A 17,578-nucleotide genomic window follows, 5' to 3' on the forward strand; every position below is an offset into this window, starting at 1 on the left:
ATGATCATAATCCCACTAATCGCCTGTTGTCAACCTCTTATCTCAAAAATTTTAAAGAAATTCTGTGTAAGCCTTTTCTCCAGATTTTCGGCTTAGGTTTCAGTCTTTTTCACCTTTTCTTTTCATTTTACCAAAGTCTTGCAGTATGGTTTCAGACTGTATTTCAGAAGAGTTGGTTTTCTTATTATTAAGATAAGCCGGTCTTCTCTTGAAATCTTTTGTGATTTTCTGCCAATGTCATTTAGCTTAGTTTTTGATAGTTAGTATTGTCCACCATCCGTGCACAGATGGTGGATTTTATGTTTTCTGGTTTAACGAAAATTAACTTTGACAATAGCTCCATAATTATCTAATTTAATCCTTATCACGTTGAAAACATAACTTTATAAGGAGGAAAATATGGCAACTAAAGTTACTTCGCCGTCCGTGATTTATCAAAAATTCATGAAATCCCTTGAGGAATTTGCCTACAAACAGGAGAAGATTCTTGCTTCTCAAACAGGAGCTTTCTCACGAAGTCATTATCGATCATCAAAAATAAACTTGTTCCATTTCCTGAATACATCCATTATCGGGAATGGATCAACACTCTCCGATTTATCCATGAACTATTTCGGCATGGGCAGTGTAAGACCATCTGCTTCGGCACTTGTTCAGACAAAAGCCAAGACTCCAGTCAGCGTATTTTCAACACTGCACAAAGCCACATTGGCACTTTATTCCATGGATAAAAAATATAAAGAACACAGGGTAATCGCTTTTGACGGAACCAATGAACCTGTTGCGCCAAATGAAGATGAACCTGACTACATCATTTATACCAAGAACAAGGAAAACATTATCCGGGCCGGTATTCACGTTAACGCAGCCTATGACGTACTTAATGACAAATTTTTAGCCATCGTCACTCAAGACCAGAGGTCCAAAGACGAACGAGGTGCTGCTATGAAAATGGTCAAGGAGATTCATGAAGCTTATCCTGGCGAGACATTTCTCTTTGTCATGGACAGAGGGTATTTCTCTTACCCATTGTGTAAGCTTATTGAATCCTTAGGGCACAAATACCTCATACGTATGAAAGAACGAGAGTATAGCTGCCTGACTTATACAGAGCTTGACCATACAGAAGACCAGCAGATCAGCCGCATTCTTACCCACCACCAAAGAAAAAGAGAAAAAGAAAACCCCCAGATGAAATACCTGGTCAAAAAATCAATGAGACAGATTGATCCAGAATCTGAATTTATTGATTTTGACTGCAGGGTGGTAGCTATCGAGATTGGCGACAACGTCTGGGAAGGACTGATTACCAATCTGGATGAAGCAGAATTTCCTCCGGAGGCTCTTGGATTTATTTACCACCTAAGGTGGCGAATCGAGCAGAGTTTCTCCTGGCTTAAATATGGAATAGGAATGAAACGTATCCACTCGATAAAAGCAGAATACATCATTCAGGAGATTTATTCATCCCTTATCTTCTACAATCTGGTTTCCGAGATCAAAAAGTGTGTTCTTGAATCATCTCAATCAGATAATAAAGAAGAGAATCAGACAACTTATGAATACCAAATCAATACAACTAAGGCGATACAGGCTATCAGGAACACGTTCACCCCGAAGTGGACGAAGAATCGAACGATTCGTCAAATTACAAAAGCGGAGTTTCAGGCTCTGACTGAGGAGCTGCTCAGAGAAAAACTACCTGTTCGGCCGGAAAGGAGCTTCAAGCGAAATCTCCATCCCAATCGTTTGATATGGTTCACCTATCGATAAGTGCATTATATGCGCATCTTATTGATACAAACCACCCATACAATTCTTAAAAACGGCTCTTATCGAAGGGTTGTTTTTAGTGCACCTATTTTGATGAATACAGCCAAATTCTATTCCTATCATCCACTTTGTCTTTGATTTTTATACAAAGTTTGAGGTCATATTTTTCTAGCTAAATGACATTGGATTTTCTGCCCAGAAGACCGGCTTATTATTTGCGGATTGCTTTACGGATCCCTGATTGTTCTAACGGATACCGGGTTGCTCTACCTAACTGTTTATTTTGAATTCCCGACGTCTTGGCGAATCGAACAGATCTTTAAAGGTCTCTTGTGTCTTTGTACCTCTATATTTCTGTTTCTGCCTCTGTAGTCGATACTCTATAGTTAACACTCCATCCTCAGTACTCCATGCTCAGAAGTTCTTCAAAGTCATTGATTCCTTTTGGTTCTACCTGTTCACCAAAGCCGTATTTCACCCAGATGAATGGGATGCCAGCATCCATTGCGGCTTGTTTATCCCCATTGGTATCGCCAATGTAGATTGCTTTTTCCAGGTTGTCTCTGGCCATGAGGGCCTGGATGGTTTTATCTTTGCTTTCAAGGGTTTCACCATAACAAAGATGACCATCAATCACGTCTTCAAGGTTTGCGTTGGCAATGAAGTCTTCAATGTATCCGATCTGGCAGTTGGAGACGATGCCGATATAGTGATCTTTAGCCAGTTCTTTCAGAGTCGAAATGACATGGTCATAAATGCAGGACTGGCATCCACTTTGCAAGTCGATGACTTCCTGGGTTTCCAGTTTGGCCATGATTGCTTCTGCTTCCTGAATGGGAAGCTCAGGCAGATAAAACTTGCGGAAGGCATCCATGGTTTTGCCAAGGAGCGGGGAAAGGTTTTCAAGGGTGACTCTGCGGGACAGTCCTTCTCGTTCAAAGGTATTGTTCCAGCTGTCAGCAATCTTCTGACGGGTATCCCATAAGGTTCCGTCAAGATCAAAGAGTAAAGGTGTTTTCGTTTTCATGACTTCAGTCTATCTGGGGCTGAATCACTCATCAAGTTCAATCCGGTCTTCAGGAATTAAAGACTGGCGTTTTGAATACAGAAAAAAAAGCAGAACGGGAAATCATCTGATTTTGGATCAGACTCCATCATTCTGCTTCAATGCACCATTTCCATTTAAACTAAGACTTTTATACTTTTATGAGTTTATTCGATCACCATGAGTACTCAAGTGTGTTTCTTTTGAGATTTACATACACAAGTCGAATTATCCCCATGATCAGTGTCATACCAGATAATATTAAACGTGCCATCTCCCTCTATCAGCCCATAAAGTCGTTCTTTTCCCTGGATCCGCAAAGAAAAAAGGCTTTCCGCTTCAATACGCAACTCTTCAAGCCGCTCTATCGCACATTTGTTTAGGGTAGAGACCTGAATAAAGTGATTTTGTTTTTTAGGTTTGATAATTTCTTTCCATGTCTGGCTTTCCCAGCCATACATTTTTGGCAGGACATTCTTTGCTACTCCATCCGCTTGCTTCAAAGGACTCCACATTTCCTTATCCATTTGAATAAAACGCCAAGAAGGAGTTCTATCAAAATAAGCGTCCGGATTTTCAGAGCGAACTGCGCCAGATTTTTGAGGACTTTGCTTCAGTTTTGGAACTTTCTTTTTAGAGGGACTCATAATATTCAGCCATTGAGGCTTTACTGATTACCTCTTCGCAATGGTCCCCATCGTTGTAACCAGCCCGGGCATTTTTCCACGGATCCTCCATATGGGTCAGACGACTGAGCCACTGCGCATCTTTATCACCATAGTAGTCTAAAACCGAATTCACTGTATCCTTCTGTTCCTGCGTTAAACGATCAGAATTTCCATTCTCATCTGTTTTCGAAACAAGAAATTTTCCTCGGGTCCGGATGTAAAGCGGTCGACAAACCGGGCCATTTTTCCAAGCTTCAAATTCCTCGGGAAAGAGTTCCTTGCCATCCCAAACTAAAGACCAGGCCTGTGCGTAATAGCAAAGCTTCTGCAATTTCATCGCACTGAGCGAGCCTTTCTTTTCAAGAATATAAGTTGCCACATCAAAAACTGTTGCCATGTCATTCTCCTCCTCCCTCAAGAAGATTATTGAATGGTTTGGAATCTGGCACAAGGCGTTTGAAGAAATTTTATATAGATTCACTGATCCATCTGATCTTTTTCCCGCTCGATCATGGCTTGTAAAACGCCTTCAATCAGTTTTACAAATCTAATTTAGAAAGTCTTAATAAATAGTCAATTAAAATATTTTTAAGATATGTATACCATCTAATTCAATTGATATCACTACAACCTTACCAATCTCCTGATCCATAAGACCAGAGAAAAAGCAGAACGGGAAATCATCTGATTTTGGATCAGACTCTATCGTTCTGCTTTGTGTTTTCTGTTGTCAAGGTCTGGCTTGATCGTGTTCAGGCTCAGATCTTTTCATTTAGGCTTATCTTCTTGTTTAACCAATCGTCTGGGCAACCTTCGATCTGAAATCTTATTCGGTAATAATTTCAATGCCGTCGTCGGTGACCAGAAGCGTCTTTTCCCATTGAGCGGAGAGTTTTCCGTCATCCGTATAGGAAGTCCAGTCGTTATCAGCATCAATGAATAAGGAGGCAACGCCTTCATTGATCATTGGCTCGATCGTGAAGACCATCCCTGGAGCCAGCACCATGCCCGTACCTTTGTGGCCAACGTGATGGATATAGGGATCTTCATGGAAATCATTGCCAACCCCATGGCCGCAGAAGTCGGTGACCACTGAAAAGCCATTGGCATGGGCGATCGGCTGAATGGCGGCACCAATATCGCCGACATTGCCCCATGGTCTTACAGCTGCAATCCCGGCTTCCAGGCATTGTTTGGTCACATCGACCAGTTTTTTTGCTTTGTCGGAGACTTCACCGATGCAGTACATCCGGCTGGCATCCGCATAGTGGCCATGATAGATGGTTGTGCAGTCGACATTGACGATGTCTCCTTCTTTTAAGACGGTATCATCCGGAATGCCATGGCAGATCTGGTCATTGATTGATGTGCAGCAGCTTTTTGGAAAGCCTTCATAGCCAAGAGGAGCTGGAGTTGCACCATGTTCAATGGTGTAGTTGTAGACGAGCTGGTCGATTTCATCGGTGGTCATGCCGGCATGGATTTTTTCTCCAACCAGGTCGAGAACAGCCGTATTGATTTTGCCGGCTTCCCGGATCCACTTGATATCTTCTTCGTTTTTGATCAGGCGCTGTGGGGGTACCTGTTTGCCGCGCAGTTTCATCGACATCAGTTTACGGTCAAAATTTTCATGGCATTTCTTATATTTCTTGCCGGATCCGCACCAGCAAGGATCGTTGCGTTGAATCATTGTCTGTTTTCTTCTTTCTAGAGTTTGTTTTGTCTAACTTCAATATACTTCAAAACGCAGAAAAGAGAGCTGCCTTTTGACAGATCTCTTCGTGAGGTTTGGATTTTGTTCAGGAGTGGCTCTAAATGGCCGGACTAAATCTTCTTTTTGGAAGGGTTTCGGCTTTTGCTTCGAGCGATTAATACACCGCCCGTTCTGACTGTCCTTGCTCAAAGAGTTCACGGTGGGTTTCCACCACCAAGATGCGGTCTTTGCCGCTCATATCTTTTAAGACTTCTACATTGGCATCAGGAAAGTATTCCCTGGCCAGTCTGGAGAGGCGTTCGCCCTGGTCGTAGCCCATTTCAAAGGCCATAATGGCGTTTGGCTTGAGGACTTTGGAGGCGTTTTTAAAGACGGAGCGGTAGAAATGCAGGCCATCACTTCCTCCAAATAAAGCAACGTTGGGTTCGTAGTCAACCACACCATGATCGAGCTGTTCTTCGGATGGGATATAGGGCGGGTTGCAGACGAGGAAATCACAGAACATTTTCCGATCTATAAATGGCTCTAACATATCGCCTTCCAGAAATACCACGCGGCCGCCAAGTTTTTCATTGTTGGCCCAGGCGACCTGTAAAGCGTCTTTGGAAATATCAGAGGCGTAGACATCCAGTCTTGGATCTTCAAGACTCAGCGTAATGCCAATCGCACCGCTGCCGGTTGCCACATCAAACACAACGGGATGTTCGACCTGTTCAAATTTCTGGTCGAGAAGCATTAAAACCTGGCCGGTGAGTTCTTCAGTTTCCGGTCTTGGGATCAGGACGTTTTCGTTAACCATGAAGTCATAGCCATAAAAATTTTCAAAGCCTAAGACATAACCTAATGGCTCGCCTTTTTCCAGACGGTGAATGCCTTCAAGATATTCGGTCGCAATCTCCGAATTTGCCGGTCCATCCAGGTCCATATACAGATTCACGTTGCGCAGTCTGCACAGTTCGTTGAGCAGCATCATCGCTGCCTGATCGGAATTTCCAGCCTGATAGAGACGTTCTTTTCCTTCATTAAGCAATTGATGCCAGGTAATCATGATAAGGATTCTCCGGCGAGTTTGGCTTTCTGATCAGCCATCTGTAAAGCTTTCATCAGATCATCCAGACGGCCATCAATCATTCGGTCGAGCTGGTTTACAGAATAACCGATGCGGTGATCGGTAATCCGGTTCTGTGGGTAGTTGTAGGTGCGGATCTTTTCTGCACGGTCGCCGGTTCCGATTTTGGTTTTCCGTTCTGCTTCGTTTTTCTGGTCAATTTCACGCTGGCGTTCTTCTTTGACACGCGCCGCAATGGTAGCCAGAGCGGTCGCACGGTTTTCGTGCTGGGAACGGCCATCCTGGCATTTGACGACAATGCCGGTTGGCTTGTGGATAATGCGGACCGCGGAGTCGGTTTTGTTTACGTGCTGACCACCGGCACCCGATGCACGCATGGTTTCAATTTCCAGGTCGTTCATATCGATATCAAAGTCTTCTTCATCGATTTCCGGGTAAACCAGGACGGTTGCGGTTGAGGTCTGGATACGACCCTGCGATTCGGTCTTTGGAACACGCTGCACGCGATGGCTTCCGGATTCATATTTCAGAGTTCCGTAAGCATGCTGGCCGGTGATCTTAAAGCAAATCAGAGAATAGCCGCCGGCTTCGGAGTCTTCAGCATCTGTGACTTCCAGCTTCCAGCCTTTGGAGTCTGCATATTTGGAATACATGCGAAATAAGTCGCCCGCAAAGATGTTGGCTTCATCGCCACCCGCAGCCCCGCGAATTTCCATAAAGGCGTTGTGGGAGTCGTTAGGATCCGTTGGAACTAAGAGCAGTTCGAGCTGTTTGATATAGTCGTCAATTTTTGGCTCGAGTTCTTCGATTTCCATTTTGGCCATTTCGCGGATATCTTTATCATCCTCGTTCATAAGTTCTCTGGCATCCGCCAGGCCGGCCTGGGCGGCTTTGTATTCGTTATAGACATCGACAATCGGGGTCAGTTCATTGGCTTCGCGTCCAAGTTTTGACATCTGTCGGCGGTCACTGACGACACTCGGGTCCATCATTTTTTCATTGATTTCGTCCAGACGAGCAGCAAGCTTGTCGAGGCGTTCTTCCATTTTTGCCATGATTTGTCCTTTCTGTATGGTAAGTATCTGTCTGCTGGATGAATCAGGCTGTCCGTTGATGGGTCAGTCTGTTTGTTCATCCAGCCAAAATCTGGGCATCCTTTCTTAATGGTTCAGTCTGCGCAGACTTTGAAAATAGAGGTGCAAATAAAATTTTGCGTTTTTGGTTTCGCGCTGCATGGATTGAATTCACATTGAGATTTACATAAGAAGTTTCTGCTTCTATCTTCCGATTTCCAAAGCGCCTTGGGCCAGATCACGCCTGCACGGTGCGGTCTTTGCCTGTTTGTTGGTGAAGTTTAAGAAGTCAGGGCGCAATTGGTCAAGCTTCATTATAACAAGAAAACCTTCAGGCTTCGAAAAAGACCATTTTTTGCTCTTGACAAGCTGTTGAAAAGCCTACACGATCTACCTTGTACTTTTTCGGGAAGGTCGTAAGAAAGTGCTGGTTGATCTGCGATTTGCATCGTTCTTTTGATTGAAGATCCATGTCCGTTTAGAATATAAAGTTAGAAGAAGACAGAAAAGCTGTTTGTCTGCCTTGAGAAAATCAGCTCTTCTGGATTTTTTATGGTGAAATTTCAAGATGAAGTTTTTGAAAAGAAAACATTCTGGACCGTTTTCTTTTCCTGTCTTTGATCGCTGGAGTGGATTTGTTCTCTGTTCGATGCGGCTTGTTCGTGCTTTTGGGATGAATTGGCTTTGATGAATTAGAGTTTCCCAATGCGCTTTTGTGCCTGCATCCATCTGAAAAAGGATCTGATTTCTTTCTGCTCACAAACCTGCTCATCCAAAAGCTTATCCATGCTCTATTCAAAACAAGAGCTGGCTTCAATTTCTTTGATCTTCCAGATCGATTCTGATCTTTGCGATCTTCTCCCACCACTTCAACAATTCAACAATCGAATTCGAGAATTCGGATTGAATTTATTTTGCCAAGCACTCTAAGACGAAAGGATAGTGAACGCATGAAGAAGAAAGTTCGTAAGGCCGTCATTCCGGCAGCGGGATTTGGAACCCGTTTTTTACCTGCAACCAAAGCCATTCCTAAGGAAATGCTCCCGATTGTAGATATTCCAACCATTCAGTACATCATTGAAGAAGCGGTGGCTTCTGGCATTGAAGAAATCTGCCTGGTCACCAACTCCTATAAACAATCCATTGAAAACCATTTCGACCGTTCTTTTGAACTCGAAGAAAAGCTGAAAGCCAGCAACGATCTTGAACATTTACAGATGATCGAAGACATTACCGACATGGTCAATGTCGTTTCAGTCCGTCAGAAAACGCCCAAAGGCCTGGGCCATGCCATTTTATGCGCCCGCAGCTTTGTGGGTGATGAACCCTTTGCGGTGCTGCTGGGCGATGATATTGTCGTCAATCGCGGTGGCAAAGGGGCGATCCGTCAGTTGATGGATGTCTATGAAGAAACGGGTGCAAGCGTCGTTGGCGTGCAGCCCGTTGCAGATGAAAACATTTCGAAATATGGCATCATCGCTCCAAGTCAAGCAATCAATGACCGGGTGATGGAAGTTTCACACTTCGTTGAAAAACCAGCCTTTGAAAACGCGCCAAGCAACATGGCCATTTTAGGCCGTTATGTCCTGAGCCCCGATATTTTCAATAAATTAGAAGACCAGAAAGCCGGCAAAGGCAACGAAATCCAGCTGACCGATGCGATTGACCGCCTGGCCAAAGAAGAAGCTGTCTATGCCTGCCAGTTTGACGGCAATCGTTATGACGTTGGCGATCGAAAGGGATTCTTACAGGCACAGGTTGAATTTGCGCTCAACCGCGATGATACAAAAGAAGCCATGGAAGACATCATCGAAGCATTAGGCTATATCAAATCTGACAAACCCGCTCCAGCCGAAGAAAAGCCAGCCTGCAAGATCTTCAAGACCAGCCCTGTCAATGAAACAGCCGATGCCTCCAAAAAAGCTTTCCAGACCAAAGCCGCCATGGAGGCTGTAGAGCCAATTGAAACAGCCCAGGCCATTGAAGGCATCCAGAACGGATCTCTTGAAGAAACGGCCATCGCATCGACTGTTTTAGACGCCGAAAAAGAAGGCTGCCAGAAATGATCACCGATACGCATTGCCATATCACCTGCGATGAACTGTATCCCCAGGTTGAGGAAATTTTAGAACGAGCCCAAGAAGCCGGTGTAGATCTGATGATGGTGATGTGCACCAACAAAACGGAATATCTGCGGGCTCTGGACCTGAAATTTAAGCATCCAGAACTGCTCAAGGTTGCCTTTGGCTTTTATCCAGGCGATGCCCAGGACATCACCCAAGAAGATCTGGACTTCTTACGCCAGGAGGCAATGTCCGGCCGTATGGATGTCTTAGGTGAAATTGGCCTGGATTACTATTGGGACACAAGCTTTAAGGATTTACAGAAAGATCTGTTCAAAAAGCAGATCGAACTGGCCAATGAAGCAAACCTTCCGATTTCCATCCACATGCGGGATGCAAGCCGGGACACGATGGATCTGCTGGAACAAAATGCGAAGACACCTGTCATTCTGCATTGCTTCTCCGGATCTTTGCCTATCATGGAAGAAGCTTTAAAGCACAAGATGCTGATCTCTTTTGCAGGACCGATTACCTATAAAAACAATAAGCAAGGCCCGGCCAATGTAGCAGCCTGCCCGGTTGAATGCCTGCTTTCGGAGACAGATTCTCCTTATCTTTCGCCGGTTCCTCATCGCGGGCATCGTAATGAACCTGCTTTTGTTCAGGCAACCGTTCAAAAGATCGCGGATATCAAAGAACTGGACTTTGAAGAGGTCAATCAACAAATCCGCCGGAACTTTGAAGCCCTGTTTGCAGCTGAAAAATCTGATAGAAACTCTGTAGATCCATCTGCTTCCTTGCCACCTGCTTCTTCTCAAAAAGAACAGGCTCTGGCTTCCATTCCTTCCTTTCTGGAACAGTTTGATCCTTCGTGGAAGGAAGTCATTGTTTCTGAAGAAGAAAACGCAGAAAACAAGTAGAACGAGCCAAGAAGTTAAGGAATCGAGAGGTTCCAGTCTTTGGTTCGTTTCCCCATAAACATTCGATTTCCCTGAATCAACCAGAACAAAAGGCCTTCCTTTCCTGTCGATCCTTCACGGATCATGCATGGTAAGGAAGGCCTTTATCTGTTTGAATATCGGCTTGAAAACAAATCTTCTCCAATCCTGATCTTCAGATTCAGGTCAAAACATTCGCGTAGAATTTTCCTTCTTAATTTTTCAGGCTCTCTGCCGCGGTTTCCATTTCAGTGATTCTTGTCTTATAGGCCTCATCGTATCGTCCATATTCTCGATATTCTGTTTCATCTGAAAAAGAACTTGAAGGATTCGATTGATAAATCTGGTCTGGAACCCGACTCAGCTCTTCAAAAAACAGCTGGGCAATTTTGTCGCCTTTTCTGATGGTTATTTTGTTATTGGAAGCATTCAATACTCTTAGATAGGCTTTTGTGTGATGGCCCGGAAAATAAGTTGGACCATTTACGATTAATCCGGTGCGCATGAGTGAATTTTTTTCACCAACAATTACCGCAAGATCTTTGGGAACCCAGAACTCTTCTTCAGACTGGACCATAACAAGCTCGCCCGGATTCAGAGTCAATTCTGTTTCATGTTCTTTTCTCAGAATTTTTCCGATTCGAATATCGTAAGAGATACATCCGAGGTTTTCTTCGTTGAAACCATTTTGAAAGATTTCATCTTTTCTGTTTCTGATATCCTTATCAACCGGCATTTCATCACCTTCTTGTATTTATTCAGTTTAATCCAATTTCTCAAAGGGATTCAATGGACACGCTGATATTCTCCACAAAAACAATCCATATATTTGAATCTTTTGCTTTTCAGTAACGAATACCAGAAAACATTTCTGACCAATATAAATCTTCTTTTTCCGGATTCATTGGAGAGCATCAAATCTATGGCGCTCTCTTTCCAAGTTTAGAAAACACTTCTCTCCTTTCTGCGTATATGGAAATAAGCAGGAGACATTGGATCTTTTCAGCTGCGGTTTTTATCAGTCCCCCTGACTGGAATTAACTGAATCCGCACTGATTTCTATAGGAATTGTTGACAGTTCAATCGTTCCGTAAAAGAACGGAAAGATGAAAAACAAACAGATGATCCAGTAGATCTTCTGCCTCGGATATGTTACAAGGAGAATAAAGCATGACATCCACGGAAATTGAAACATCAATTGCGCAGGGACTGCGAAGCACCGAATATAAAGCCAGATACGATGCGGCCTGTAAGCGGCTTTTATCAGAAAAGGTAATTCTGGCTCATATTTTGAAGGCTTTTGCAAAAGAATATAAAGATTCGTCCACAGACGATATTGCGAACAAATACATCGAGGGAAAAACTATGATCTCTCGGTTTTCGTCTGAACCTGACACAGTTCCTCCGCTGATCACTGGTATTGATACTGTTCAAAAGAACGAGAACAGATTGGGAATTGTTTACGACCTTCTGTTTCAGGCACTTGTTCCTGATTCTGAGGATCATGTCGAATTAATCATCAATATCGAAGCCCAAAACGAGCCGAATCCTGGCTATCCCTTACCTAAACGATCCATCTACTATACCAGTGAGAAAATCGCTGATCAGAAAGGTCGTGTCTTTACTAAAGACCACTACGAAAAAATCAGAAAAGTCTACTCAATCTGGATCTGTCAGAACCAGCCTGAATATCGGGCCAATAACGTTACCCACCTTCATATGGCCTGTGATTCGTTCGTTGGTGATTATCAGGAAAGAGAATGTGACTACGATTTGCTCAGCATTTTCATGGTCTATCTTGGTGGTTCTGAGGGCGACGGAAAATATAAAGGAATCCTGCGCTTATTGGATGTACTGCTCTCCAACAAAAAAAGTGCTGTAGAAAAAGGAAACATTCTCAAAAATGAATTTGGGATTCCGATGACTGAATCAATGGAAAAGGAGTTTAACAATATGTGTAATTTAGGTGAAGCGATTGAACAAAATGGAATTCAAAAAGGAATCAAAAAAGGGCGTCATACTACCCGTTTGGAGGACATCCAGGCCATTCGCAAAAATCTTGGCTATTCTTTGGAACAGGCGATGGACTTGCTTAATGTTCCAGACGACGAACGCTCAGAGTATCTGACTTTGCTTCAAGAACGACTTGAAGCTTGAATCTCTGAACGATTTGATTGAATTCGTTCAATCAGCCTGATCAATCTGGCAGATGAAAAGCCCTCTTTTCCTGGATCCATAGGATCGTATCTGGAAAAGAGGGCTTTTTTGCATCCATTCAAAGTTTTTCAGATTCGCTTTACAGATGAAACCACCTGTGTTTTCGGTTCAATCAGCCCAAAGAAGGCCTGGAATCTTCTACTCTATCACTTCTGTTTTACTGCTTCTGCTTGTTTATTGCTTCTGCTTGGTTGAGCCTGACAATCCGGTGCTGATTACGCCTGGTTTTCGTCTGACTGGCAAACTTTATGAACAAATTCACCGGTTACGGCGTCATTTAAAGCTGTGGACAGAGATTCGTTGAGTTCGACAGCTTCGATCGCAGCGGCTGCAAGCGGAGCGACGGACAGAACGGTCATTTCGTTATAAAGCTTGGAGTTTTCGGACTGGTCAATTGTGTTGGTTACGATGAACTCAGTCAGTTTGGAGTTTTTCAGACGCTCGATGGCCGGTCCGGACAGAACACCGTGGGCACAGGCAGCGATGACTTCTCGGGCGCCTTTTTCATAAAGCATATTGATGCCGGATGTTAAAGTACCTGCGGTATCGACCATGTCGTCGATCACAACGGCTACTTTGCCATCCACATCACCCAGCAAGTTCATGGCAACGGCTACGTTTGGTTTTGGACGGCGTTTGTCGATGATGGCAACTGGGGCGCCTAAGCGATCAGCAAGTCTTCTTGCGCGTACGGTTCCACCATGGTCGGGGGAAACAACGACAACGTCTTCGAGGTTGAGGCCTGGTTTGCTTTTGAGATACTCACTGATCAGGGTGAGGGTGTTGATATCATCGGCAGGGATATCGAAATAGCCCTGGATCTGGGCTGCGTGTAAGTCCATGGTGATGACGCGGTTTGCACCAGCTCTCTCTAACATGGTTGCAACCAGTTTAGATGAGATTGGCTGTCTTGGTTTGGCTTTGCGATCCTGACGGGCGTAGCCAAAGTATGGAATGACGCAGTTGATGGAGCGGGCCGACGCGCGTTTGCAGGCATCGATACCGATTAACAGTTCCATCAGATTGTCATTGACTGGACGGTTGGTTGACTGGACGAAGAAGACGTCCTTTCCGCGAACGGATTCACCAAGCTCGACAAGAATTTCGCCATCTGCGAAATGGTGGACAGTGCATTTTCCAAGAGGAATTTCTAAAATATCGCAGATTTCCTGCGCGAGATCGTGGCTTGCGGAGAGCGCAAAGACAACAGTAGAATCTTTCAGTTCTTCAGTTTTTTTCATGCTTGAATGTCCGTTCCTTCCTTTACGACTTGATGTGTGATTGAAGAATGTTCAGGGACGCTGGCATTTTCAATAATGCTGGCCTGAATTCGGGAGTGATCGCCAATGCTGGAATCTGAAATCCATGTCTGAGGATAAATTTCGACAAAATCGCCGATCACTGTGTTTCCAAGGATGTGCGTGTCAGGGTAGACGATGACATCATGTCCAAATCTGACATCTTTTCCGATCACGGTTCTAGAAGGGTCAACAATCTGAACCCCCTGTTCCAGCCAATAGCGATTAATGTTATCTTTCATCCAGGTATAGACTTGTGCAAGTTCGCTGACCGTGTTGATTCCGGCCATTTCATCTGGGTCGGCTGCAATGGCCTGAACGCTTTTTCCTTTGGCGGAAAGGATTTTTACCAGATCCGTGAGGTAATATTCGTGCTGGGCATTGTTGGTTGTCAGCTCTCCTAAAGAGTCGAACAGATCGCGATTGTTAAAGCAATACACCCCTGCGTTGATCTCCTTGATCTCTTTTTGCCAGGGGGTGCAGTCTTTGGCTTCCACAATGGCTTTTACCTGGCCGCTTTCAGAGCGAACGACACGTCCATAATGGGCGCCATCTTCCAGAATGGCTGAAAGTAAAACCAGGGAGTGGTTTTCTGCTTCCTGGTAAAGTCTTTCCAGCGTTTCGGCTTTCAGGCAGGGAACATCGCCATTCATGACTAAGGTATATCCAGGCTCGTCTTTTAAGACGGTGCACTGCATGACGGCATGGCCTGTTCCTAACTGTTCTTCCTGCATCGCAAATTCAGCGTCCGCAAAAGCCTGCTTTAAAGAATCGGCTTGATATCCGGCAACGATCACAATGCGGTCGGCTCCGGCTTTCTTTAAAGCATCCATCGGGTAGGCTAAAATCGGTCGATCAATCAACATATGCATCACTTTGTTCTTTTCCGATTTCATTCGGGTTCCTTTGCCTGCGGCAAGGATAATGGCATTTTTCTGCATAAGTGAACCACCTTCCGCGAGTATTTTAGCATACGGCCTTTCAATGGCGTCTTTTGGCTCTGAACATCAGGTTTCAGAAAACAAACGTCTGCTTTCATCTTGCGTCGAAGATGATTTTATCGAGTTCTGTTATATGTTCCGATTTCTTTTATGATCATTTTTTTGCCTGTTTTTATTTTCTGTTAATTTCTTACTTCCAACAACTTTTTATTGACTTCTGGCTATTTTATGGGACTTTTTCATAGTTTTTGGGAAATCCGGCCACTCTCGCCTTTTCTTTATTCCGCTTTCAAAATCCTGATTTCAGGCTCTGTCCAGGCCGAGCCGTCAGAGTAAAGTTCCTTTTCCTTCCAGAAAATGATCGGTCGGGCAAACAGAGAAAAAGACGACTTCTCATCCCTTCTTTGATCATCCCCTTTCCAGAAATGATTCTGGCCAGGAGATTTTCAAAAGGGGAAAAGTCGTCTGTTGATTTGATTTCTGTTTTTTGAGCAACTCTTTTTGGTGATTTTTTTTGAACAATTCTTTTTTAAGTCTGACTCTTTTAAATCAGGCGCTTTTGCAATCCAGCTTTTTTATCTGATGCTTTTGCATCTGTCCGATTCTGGACTGTTAAACCGCCTTACTGAATCGAATCGTATTCAGACTGCAAAGAATTCATCTCGTTGGTCTTGGATACAATCTCCGCCTGGATTGGATCGGCATCGTTTTTGATGGCCTGCCATGCACCATAAGCCGTATCGGCTGCCTGTTTTAAAGAAGACAGAGAGTTGTTGGCATCATTCAGGGTCTGCTGGGCAGAGGCGAGGTTATCTTCGAGGTCAGAGCGAGTTTGCGCATTGTTTGTTTTCTGGGTCTGGAGTTCGAAAATCTGAGCCCGCAGCTGATCGCGGTTGTCCACAATCGAAGAATCGGAAGTCTGACTGCTGTCATGATGGTCATTACTGCTGTTGATCAGCTCTTCAAGCTGGTTTTGCAAAGAAAGAATCTGATCCTGCAGTTCCTGATCATTATTGGGCAGATTGGCAAGCTGGCCGGTGTAGAGGTCAACATTGCTTTGGGCAGTCTGCGCTGCAGCTACCGCGTTGTCATAGTCGGCCTTTTTCTGGTTGTATTCATTTTCTGCCTGTGCAATTCGCTCAGTAGTCTGATTGAGTCGACCGGTCAGCGTATCAATTTCAGCCTGCAGCGAAGCCATCTCATCTTTCAGTTTGGCTTTTCGTTCGGCGTTGGCCACGTTTTCGTTGCTTGCATCCGGTTTGTCCTTATCGTCAGCGGCAACGAGCAGTTCATCAAAGGTCTTGCCGGTTAAAGCCATCAGGGTATCGTTGATTTTCTGCTTATTTTCATCTCCGAGTTTTTCATACACACTGCGGAAATCGAGGATTTTCTTGCGCTCGGAATCATCGTAGGAACCGTAATTGCTGATCCAGTCAAACAACTTCTGGAACTGTTCATTGTTCTGAACACTGCTCGCCTGGGAATCGATAAAGCGTTTGGTCATCACCCCGCCTGTTCCAACCAATACAATGGCCAGCACGACACCACAGATAATCGCATAGGTTTTCCAGGGACTGCGGCGTTTTTTGTGGGATCTTGAACGGGAATAAGAGGGTTCTTTGCGATAGGCTGGCTCCTTGCGAAGCAGGCTTTCATCAAAATCATCCTCATCTTCATCGCTTTTCAGATATTCACGGTGCAGCAGCGGTTCATCCTGTTCACTGAACTTGCGGATTTCGTCTTTATTCATCCGTACGGTGCCATCGCCTGCTCCAGCATTGGTACTGGCCTGGGCGGAGTTAAACACCCGCGTTGAGCCGGCATCCCCGGGATTTGGCATGCGGCGCGTCTGTTCGAGATCTTCCTGGCCATAACCGCCCACATTGATGCGACCAGTCAGATCGGGAACATCGTAGGGCTGATGAGTTGCCGTGTGCTGGGTATACGGTGGAACAGGATTGCCCACGGGCTGCCGTGGGTTGAAAGTCTGCGTCTGCGCCATGTTCGGATTCATGCCGCCAGCCTGATAGGTTCTGGTAGCTTCCAGATTCGGGTTCGGATTTGGACTCATGCTGGAAAAATCCTGAATTGGACGGGTTGTTCCCATATCCGAAGAAAGATCTTTCTGACCAAACGGCCCGGCTGTGCGGGTCTGGTCCAGATTCTGATCCCCTGCCGGAGCAGATCCATATGGGCTATTCATCACCCGGGTGTGATCGAAAGAATCCTCTGCCATACCCGAGGGCTGATGACGAGTCTGGTCAAAGTTCTGACCATTCATCACAGGCGTCTGCCCAAAGTCATCCGCCAATGGAGACTGTACTCTTGTCTGGCCGAATTCATCTGGCTGACGGTGAAGATCCAAACTGCCCGCTGTATTGGGGTTATTTGATGTATTTGGCGTACTTTGATGCGAATTTAAAAAGTCGGGAATGTCGGCCTCCTGACTTTGAGGTTTGGGGCTGACATTGGAGCCATTGGTATTGGCCTGACGGCTATTTTGTCCCTGACGGGAATAGGTCTGCTGGAACTGTTCGGATGTTTGCCTTGCACGCTCAATGCGCTGCATCCGCTCTTTGTTCCGGGCAAATTCACCAATCTTTTTTTCCATTTCCTGGTCATCTGATAAAGAATCCAGCAGTGAATCTAAAAGATCATTTTCACTTTTACTCATGAACAAGCCCCCTTTGTCGCTATTCTAACAAATATTTAAAGCCTAAGTATGGTCGATCCCCATAAGCATTACAAGGGTCAAGATACAATCAGGCGCATTGTATGA

At 44.8% G+C, this 17,578-nt stretch carries 13 protein-coding genes and 1 pseudogene; 4 read left to right on the top strand and 10 right to left on the bottom strand.

The window, feature by feature from the left end; all coding sequences use genetic code 11:
* Window positions 1-399: 399 nt before the first annotated feature.
* Window positions 400-1,773, top strand: coding sequence for an IS4 family transposase (locus U4956_RS06995; protein ID WP_323089819.1), 1,374 nt, complete (start codon window positions 400-402; stop codon window positions 1,771-1,773).
* Window positions 1,774-2,173: 400 nt separating this feature from the next.
* Here the strand turns inward: U4956_RS06995 and U4956_RS07000 are convergent, their stop codons facing one another.
* The 6 genes from U4956_RS07000 to prfA form a co-directional block, all read right to left on the bottom strand.
* Window positions 2,174-2,800, bottom strand: coding sequence for an HAD family hydrolase (locus U4956_RS07000; RefSeq protein ID WP_323089820.1), 627 nt, complete (start codon window positions 2,798-2,800; stop codon window positions 2,174-2,176).
* A gap of 206 nt (window positions 2,801-3,006) precedes the next feature.
* Complete coding sequence (locus tag U4956_RS07005) at window positions 3,007-3,465, bottom strand: hypothetical protein (protein WP_323089821.1); 459 nt, start codon at window positions 3,463-3,465, stop codon at window positions 3,007-3,009.
* Window positions 3,452-3,883 carry a Panacea domain-containing protein gene (locus tag U4956_RS07010; RefSeq protein ID WP_323089823.1) on the bottom strand — a complete coding sequence of 144 codons (432 nt, stop codon included), beginning with the start codon at window positions 3,881-3,883 and terminating at the stop codon, window positions 3,452-3,454. The genes U4956_RS07005 and U4956_RS07010 overlap by 14 nt, the downstream gene beginning before the upstream one ends.
* Window positions 3,884-4,312: 429 nt before the next feature.
* Window positions 4,313-5,176 carry a methionyl aminopeptidase gene (locus U4956_RS07015; RefSeq protein ID WP_323089824.1) on the bottom strand — a complete coding sequence of 288 codons (864 nt, stop codon included), beginning with the start codon at window positions 5,174-5,176 and terminating at the stop codon, window positions 4,313-4,315.
* 178 nt (window positions 5,177-5,354) lie between these two features.
* Entirely contained in the window at window positions 5,355-6,248 is an 894-nt protein-coding gene (prmC, locus tag U4956_RS07020; protein WP_323089825.1) for a peptide chain release factor N(5)-glutamine methyltransferase, read from the bottom strand.
* Window positions 6,245-7,324 carry a peptide chain release factor 1 gene (prfA, locus tag U4956_RS07025; RefSeq protein WP_323089826.1) on the bottom strand — a complete coding sequence of 360 codons (1,080 nt, stop codon included), beginning with the start codon at window positions 7,322-7,324 and terminating at the stop codon, window positions 6,245-6,247. The genes prmC and prfA overlap by 4 nt, the downstream gene beginning before the upstream one ends.
* Window positions 7,325-8,292: 968 nt before the next feature.
* On the opposite strand from prfA, the pseudogene galU reads away from it, so the two are divergent.
* Both galU and U4956_RS07035 read left to right on the top strand, forming a co-directional pair.
* Window positions 8,293-9,162 (top strand): annotated as a pseudogene (galU, locus tag U4956_RS07030) (UTP--glucose-1-phosphate uridylyltransferase GalU); the annotation flags it as partial.
* 242 nt (window positions 9,163-9,404) lie between these two features.
* Window positions 9,405-10,325 carry a TatD family hydrolase gene (locus U4956_RS07035; RefSeq protein WP_323089827.1) on the top strand — a complete coding sequence of 307 codons (921 nt, stop codon included), beginning with the start codon at window positions 9,405-9,407 and terminating at the stop codon, window positions 10,323-10,325.
* Window positions 10,326-10,557: 232 nt separating this feature from the next.
* Here the strand turns inward: U4956_RS07035 and U4956_RS07040 are convergent, their stop codons facing one another.
* Entirely contained in the window at window positions 10,558-11,079 is a 522-nt protein-coding gene (locus U4956_RS07040; RefSeq protein WP_323089828.1) for a dCTP deaminase domain-containing protein, read from the bottom strand.
* 434 nt (window positions 11,080-11,513) lie between these two features.
* Here U4956_RS07040 and U4956_RS07045 point away from each other — a divergent pair, with 434 nt between their 5' ends.
* On the top strand, window positions 11,514-12,500 hold the full coding sequence (locus U4956_RS07045; protein WP_323089829.1) for a hypothetical protein: 987 nt from the start codon (window positions 11,514-11,516) through the stop codon (window positions 12,498-12,500).
* A gap of 275 nt (window positions 12,501-12,775) precedes the next feature.
* Here the strand turns inward: U4956_RS07045 and U4956_RS07050 are convergent, their stop codons facing one another.
* The 3 genes from U4956_RS07050 to U4956_RS07060 form a co-directional block, all read right to left on the bottom strand.
* Complete coding sequence (locus U4956_RS07050; protein ID WP_323091473.1) at window positions 12,776-13,783, bottom strand: ribose-phosphate diphosphokinase; 1,008 nt, start codon at window positions 13,781-13,783, stop codon at window positions 12,776-12,778.
* A 14-nt stretch (window positions 13,784-13,797) separates the two neighbouring features.
* Entirely contained in the window at window positions 13,798-14,799 is a 1,002-nt protein-coding gene (locus U4956_RS07055; protein WP_323089830.1) for a bifunctional N-acetylglucosamine-1-phosphate uridyltransferase/glucosamine-1-phosphate acetyltransferase, read from the bottom strand.
* A 622-nt stretch (window positions 14,800-15,421) separates the two neighbouring features.
* Entirely contained in the window at window positions 15,422-17,473 is a 2,052-nt protein-coding gene (locus tag U4956_RS07060; protein WP_323089831.1) for a hypothetical protein, read from the bottom strand.
* Between the last annotated feature and the right edge of the window lie 105 nt (window positions 17,474-17,578).

The organism is Allobaculum sp. JKK-2023 (assembly GCF_034745455.1).
GTDB lineage: Bacteria > Bacillota_I > Bacilli_A > Erysipelotrichales > Erysipelotrichaceae > Allobaculum.